Source organism: Endozoicomonas sp. (genome assembly GCF_031844845.1).
Lineage (GTDB): Bacteria > Pseudomonadota > Gammaproteobacteria > Pseudomonadales > Endozoicomonadaceae > Endozoicomonas.
Genome location: NZ_JAVRMB020000270.1, coordinates 1 through 6,573, shown reverse-complemented (window position 1 = coordinate 6,573; position 6,573 = coordinate 1). Strand labels below are relative to the sequence as shown.

General features: G+C 50.9%; 4 protein-coding genes. 1 reads left to right on the top strand and 3 read right to left on the bottom strand.

The window, feature by feature from the left end:
* Positions 1-421: 421 nt before the first annotated feature.
* Positions 422-919, bottom strand: a complete 498-nt coding sequence (locus tag RM811_RS14535) for a hypothetical protein (RefSeq protein WP_402525603.1) — start codon at positions 917-919, stop codon at positions 422-424.
* 417 nt (positions 920-1,336) lie between these two features.
* Between RM811_RS14535 and pilB the strand changes: the two genes are divergently transcribed.
* The gene (gene pilB, locus RM811_RS14530; RefSeq protein ID WP_402525600.1) at positions 1,337-3,037 is read left to right on the top strand and encodes a type IV-A pilus assembly ATPase PilB; all 1,701 of its coding nucleotides are present in this window, start codon (positions 1,337-1,339) and stop codon (positions 3,035-3,037) included.
* 62 nt (positions 3,038-3,099) lie between these two features.
* Here pilB and putA read toward each other — a convergent pair whose 3' ends face one another.
* Positions 3,100-6,294: a bifunctional proline dehydrogenase/L-glutamate gamma-semialdehyde dehydrogenase PutA gene (gene putA, locus RM811_RS14525; RefSeq protein ID WP_402525598.1), complete on the bottom strand. Its 3,195-nt coding sequence runs from the start codon at positions 6,292-6,294 to the stop codon at positions 3,100-3,102.
* A gap of 58 nt (positions 6,295-6,352) precedes the next feature.
* On the bottom strand, positions 6,353-6,573 hold a 221-nt coding region (locus tag RM811_RS14520; protein ID WP_402525597.1), incomplete at its 5' end, for a hypothetical protein.

Here is a 6,573-nt window from a genome sequence, read left to right as displayed (position 1 = left end):
CGCTGGGTGTTTTTCTGCTTTCAGGGCATTAATGTTTTATTGGTCGATAGTCATGAAAAACACATCGTTGGTTTGCAGGAGAGGCAGTTAACCATCATTTCAATTCTTGGGCGACCGTATCAAGAAATTTATTCCTGATATGGGTGCTGAATGACGGTTTCACTAATAAAAATCGTATTATTACCAACCAAACGGACGTACCGCCGAAAAGATATCACGCCATCCCGCAACGCTCAACTCACACCTCACAAGTTTTTGACCTGCGTCGTATATTTGATCAGATAAAGACCTTTTAGTTCTTTCATGGCTGCCGGTGGACGCTGAAACCTCGCTGGCAGCTCTTGCGCTTGCAGTCAGAGAACCATACATTCCTACACAATGCGTGGGAACAAGGTGTTTGGGGTATAAGAGAAGAGAGTGCTTACAAATGAAAGTAAAGATTAGTCAGAAAAACAGTAATAATGGTAGTAATCAACCCACCAAAGGTGATCAGGTACTGCCGGTTCATACTGGCCATTTCGGTACGCAACCCGGAAAATCCTTGATGCATTTCAGTTTTGAGCGATTCTATTTTGGTATCCAGCTCATGGCAGCGAGTATCAATTTTATGGTCCAGTTCGTGGTAGCGGGTATCAATTTTCTGATCCAGCTGATGATATCCACGATCAATTTTACGATTCAACTCATGATAGTTGTGATCCATCTTACTGTTGAGTTCGTGATAACTGCGATCCGTTTTGTTATTCATTTCGTGATATCGGGACTCCGACACCAACTGCACCTGCATCATCGCTTCCTGCATAATCAGCACATCCTTTTTACTGGCATTATGCTCCGGGTCCAGCGAGGCGCTGACCTTACCAGCCAGTTCCGGGTCGATGCCGATATCGGTCAGCTGTTTGAACAGGTTATCGCTCATACCTCTTCTCATTTTTATTGATGCTCGCCAAGCATAGATAAAAGTCCATAGACTGCAAGAAAAGGTGGACCAGACGGACAAGTCAGCCCCCCCTTGCCAGATTTTGAAAGCCCTCTACGATGCACCCGTTAATGCCCGGAATTGTTGGTGAAAAGTTTGTCGATTCCCCGGCTCAGGGCAAGCCGACAGTGCATCCCGGCGATAACGCCAAGCCCTGATTAGTGCATGGCGGTTGGGCCACAAGTCGGCTCGCAAGCGAACCGACCTACGTAGAAACCGTTTTTTAGGTTTTTCGTCAGCCTCAGAGCATGGAAACGAGGAGATACCAACCCCGCCACAAACCCCTTAACTCTCCGCCGTTTATGCTGATATATTACCTGTTAACAATGAATTTATTCCTATGGACAGACACGGGTTATGGCAAATAAACCGCTCTCCGGGCTGGCTGCCCGCCTGCTGGCCGATCAACTGCTGGATGAGGCCGCCATTCACCAGGCTGAGGCCGCAGCAACCAAGTCTCAAATGCCGCTTACCCGGTATTTACTGGAAAAAAAGCTCGTCGATGCCAAAGCCCTGATGCTGGCAACGGCAGAGGAGTTTGGCCTTCCGGTCATTGACCTCAGCGCTTTCGATAAAGAGCACCTCGCCAGGGATGTGGTACCGGAAAAGCTTATCCGCAAACACCATGTCCTCCCCCTGATCAAGCGGGGCTCGCATCTGTTTGTTGCCATTTCAGACCCCTCAAATCATCAGGGGTTAGATGAAATTCGCTTTAACACCGGCCTGACCATTCATTCCGTTCTGGCTGAGCCTGCTTTGCTGATGAAAATGATTGAAACGGCCCTGGATGACACAGGCCAGGCGCTGGCGGACCTGGGTGGAGATGAGTTTGCCGGTCTGGAAGATCTGGAAGTCAGTGCCGCGGATGATGGCCCTGATGATACCCAGGGCGGCGGAGAAGATGACACCCCCGTGGTCAAATTTGTCCATAAAATGCTGCTTTCCGCCATCAAGAAAGGGTCTTCAGACCTGCACTTTGAGCCTTATGAAAAATCCTACCGGGTTCGCTTTCGAACCGATGGTGTGCTTCACGAAGTCACCAGACCACCGGTTTCTTTAAGCCCCCGAATTGCCTCCCGCCTGAAAATCATGTCGTCTATGGATATCTCCGAGCGCAGGAAGCCTCAGGATGGCCGGATCAAAATGAATCTGTCGAAAACCAAGGCCATCGACTTCCGGGTTAACACTCTGCCCACGCTGTGGGGTGAAAAAATCGTACTGCGGATACTCGACCCTTCCAGTGCCAAGATGGGGATTGATGCCCTGGGCTATGAGGAAGTCCAGAAAGAAATGTATATGAATGCTCTTCATCAGCCCCAGGGCATGATTCTGGTAACAGGCCCCACCGGTTCGGGTAAAACGGTATCCCTTTATACCGGCCTGAACATTCTTAATACACCTGAGCGAAACATCTCCACTGCGGAAGATCCGGTGGAAATTAACCTGGAAGGGATTAACCAGGTTAACGTAAATCCCAAACAGGGTATGGACTTCAGTCAGGCGCTGAGAGCCTTTCTGCGTCAGGACCCGGACATCATCATGGTGGGTGAGATACGGGACCTGGAAACGGCCAACATTGCCATAAAAGCGGCACAGACAGGCCACATGGTACTCTCCACACTGCACACCAACAGTGCAGCAGAAACCCTGACCCGTATGCAGAATATGGGGGTAGCCGCCTTTAACATTGCCACCTCGGTCACCCTGATTATTGCTCAGCGTCTGGCCAGGCGTTTATGCAGTAATTGCAAAGCAAAGGTTCAAATCCCCAAAGAAGCACTTCTGGAGGAAGGCTTCACCGAAGAGCAGGCAGCCACAGCAGAAATTTATGGCCCTAAAGGCTGCGATAACTGCAACAGTGGCTACAAGGGTCGTGTTGGTATTTATGAAGTGGTGTCTATCTCGCCAGACATGCAGCAGATCATCATGGCGGAAGGGAATTCTCTGCAAATCGCAGAACAGGCGGGAAAGGAGGGCTTTAATAATCTTCGTCAGTCCGGATTACTCAAAGTCCTGCAAGGCGTCACCAGTCTCGAAGAGGTTAACCGGGTAACGTAGGATTAACGCCCAACCCTGAGCTGAACCACAATACCCCCGCAGGGCATTGTGGTTTAACCGTTTTATAAAGACTCACTCCCCAAAGACAGTAACGTGGCATTACCGCCCACGGCGGTGGTATTAATACTCAACGTCTGCTCCGTAGCAAACCGCAGAACATAACTGGGCCCACCCGCTTTTGGACCTGTGCCAGAAAGCCCCTGCCCACCAAACGGCTGAACTCCGACCACCGCACCAGTCTGGTTCCGGTTGATATAGAGATTCCCGGCTTTAACCCGCTGCTGAATATACGACGAAGTCACTTCATTCCGACTATGGATTCCCAGGGTAAGGCCATACCCGGTACTGTTGATCTGATTGATCACCTCCGGCAGATCCTTTGCCTCATAACGAATGACATGGAGAACAGGGCCGAAGTGTTCCTTCTCCAGCTGACCAATATGGTCGATTTCAAACGCCACCGGCGCAACAAAACATCCATTTGCACAATCTGCTGGCAATTCGCACTCAACCAGTAGCGTTGCCTCTTTTTTCATCCGCTCAATATGCGTCTGGAGAGACTGCCGGGCTTTTTCATCAATAACAGGGCCAATATCGGTTGAATAAAGACTGGGGTTACCAATGGACAATTCCTCCATGGCGCCCTGCAACAGAGAGATAACCCGACCGGCAATATCGTTCTGCACATAAAGCACTCTCAGGGCAGAACACCGCTGCCCGGCACTGCCAAAAGCGGACAGAATCACATCATTAACCACCTGTTCCGGCAGCGCCGTAGAATCCACAATCATGGCATTCTGACCACCGGTTTCCGCAATCAGCGGCACAATAGGCCCGGAACGATTAGCCAGCGCCTGATTGATCACTCGAGCAGTTTCGGTTGAGCCGGTAAACGCCACACCGGCAATTCGTTCATCGGCAACCAGACGACTACCAATCGTTGCGCCATCGCCAGGCAGTAATTGAATAACACCGCCGGGAATGCCGGCTTCAAGCATCAACTCAACCGCCCTGCCGGCAATAAGCCCCGTCTGCTCCGCAGGCTTGGCAATGACGGCATTACCCGCTGCCAATGCCGCGGTTATCTGACCAACGAAAATCGCCAGGGGAAAGTTCCAGGGGCTGATGCAGAGAAACACTCCACGCCCACAAAGCCGAAGCTCATTGGACTCTCCAGTGGGGCCAGCCATTACCATCGATGAAGAGAATTTCTCCCGGGCCTGATTAGCGTAATACCGACAAAAGTCGACCGCTTCACGCACTTCATCAATGGCATCGTGCAGTGTTTTTCCCGCTTCCCGATGACACAGGGCCACCAGCTCCTCCCGGTTGTCTTCCAGAAGGTCGGCCAGTTTTTCCAGGCATTTCGCACGCTGCTCCGCAGGCGTCGTATTCCACGGGTCAAAGGCCGCGACAGCAACACCGGTTACCGCCTCAACCTGAGCTTCATCACTCCATCTTAAATGGCCGGCCAGTTGTGACCGGTCATAGGGACAGAAAATTTCAGCAGCCTCTGCGGTCTGATTCAGCTGCCCATCAATCCATGGCCCCTGATTCCAGTCATGGGCCATAAAGTGTTGAACCTTCTGGTGGAATGGCTGCCATTGGCTTTCAATATCCACATTCACACCCAGTGAGTTTTTACGTTCAGAACCATAAATGTCGGGAGGCAGGGAAATCTGGTCATTTTGGAAGCACACCCGGCTCTTCAAGATGTCAACCGGGTGCTTAACCAGTGAAGCAATGGGGGTTTTGGCATCCACCAGACGGTGAACAAAGGATGAGTTTGCGCCATTCTCCAGCAATCGACGAACCAGATAAGGCAACAAATCTTTATGACTGCCAACCGGGGCATAAATTCGAACCGGCTGGCTATAGCTATTCAGTACCAGGTTATAAAGTGCATCCCCCATACCGTGAAGGCGCTGGAATTCAAAGTCATCCCCGTTTTTATTTTCAACAGCCGCACGTTCGGCCATGGTCAGTATACTGGCGACCGTATGGGCATTATGACTGGCAAACTGAGGATAGAGCGTTGCCCTGACCGGTTCTGACAACAGAAACTGTGCACACGCCAGATAAGCAACATCTGTCGCTTCTTTTCGGGTATAAACCGGATAACCGGGCAGCCCCTGCTGCTGACAAAGCTTGATCTCACTATCCCAGTAAGCACCCTTTACCAGCCGAACCGGAATGCGGTCCCCCTGTTCCCGAGCCAGGGCAGACAGCCAGCACAGTGATGGCAGTGCCCGTTTGCCATAGGCCTGAATGACCAGGCCAAACCCACCCCACCCACGACAATCCGGGTGCCGGTAAACCCGCTCGAACACTTCCAGAAACAGCTCATGGCGATCCTGTTCCTCGGCATCCAGATTGATGGCAACATTACCGGCCCTGGCTTCACGCACCAGATCCAGCAGCGCAGGCACCAACTCCTGGAAAACCCGGGCCTTCTGGGCAACTTCATAGCGTGGGTGAAGTGCAGACAGCTTGATGGAAATGCCTGCCCTGGAGGAATTCTTACGATCGGGCTCAGCAGCGACCGCTCTTATCGCTGCAAGGTATTCATCATGGTAACGCCGGGCATCCTCCATCGTCAGGGCGGATTCACCCAGCATATCAAACGAATAGGTATAGCCCTTTTCCTGCTGCTTCAAGCCATTCTTTAAGGCCTCTGAAATATTACGGCCCAACACGAAGTGGCGTCCCATAATCTTCATGGCCTGATTGACGGCCTGACGAATCACCGGCTCCCCCATACGGTTCACCAGCTTTCCGATAACGCCACCGGCAGAACCATCTTCACCAGCATCCAGGCTCACCACCTTGCCGGTCAGCATCAGTCCCCACGTGGATGCATTAACCAGAAGAGAATCACTCTGACTTAAATGCTGTTTCCAGTCAGCCACACTTAACTTATCGCGGATCAGGGCATCAGCAGTGCGGTTATCCGGGATGCGCATCAGGGCTTCAGCCAGACACATCAGCAGAATGCCTTCCCGGGTATCAAGGCTATATTGCAACAACAATGCATCAATCATATGAATGCCGTCATCACTCTCCCTGACCTTCTCAATCACCCTGGTTGCCCTGGTGGCAATGGCCGTATAATCACTGGAGTGAGCATCCAGAATTTCCACCAGCTCCTGCAACCAGGCAGCCTCATCAATGGAATAATGAGGAGAAATTACCGACCAGAGCTCTGCTGGCTTCTGATTGACAGCATCCGCAGTGAATGCATCTTTCGCCTGAAACATACTTTTCTCCCGTTGAGGAATACAGAGAAATTCATTAACACTGCATCCCACTATATTTCTAATTATTCAGAATACTGATCACATTCCCTGAAAGGCTGTCGGATTCAGCCGTCCATAGCGAGGATTGTGAGAAATTTTCAGACCAATTTACCACAACCGCAGCAGGAGAATGGTAAGTCCGACAGATTCCCGGATACTTATTGATTCCTGTCATCTGCAAAATAGCGATTAATTTAAGCCATTCTACTTTGTAAGATAGAACTATTATTCGAAAAATAT

Coding starts and splice junctions, on each gene's coding strand:
- RM811_RS14535 (WP_402525603.1), bottom strand. CDS start 919: ATGAGCGATAACCTGTTCAAACAGCTGACCGATATCGGCATCGACCCG.
- pilB (WP_402525600.1), top strand. CDS start 1,337: ATGGCAAATAAACCGCTCTCCGGGCTGGCTGCCCGCCTGCTGGCCGAT.
- putA (WP_402525598.1), bottom strand. CDS start 6,294: ATGTTTCAGGCGAAAGATGCATTCACTGCGGATGCTGTCAATCAGAAG.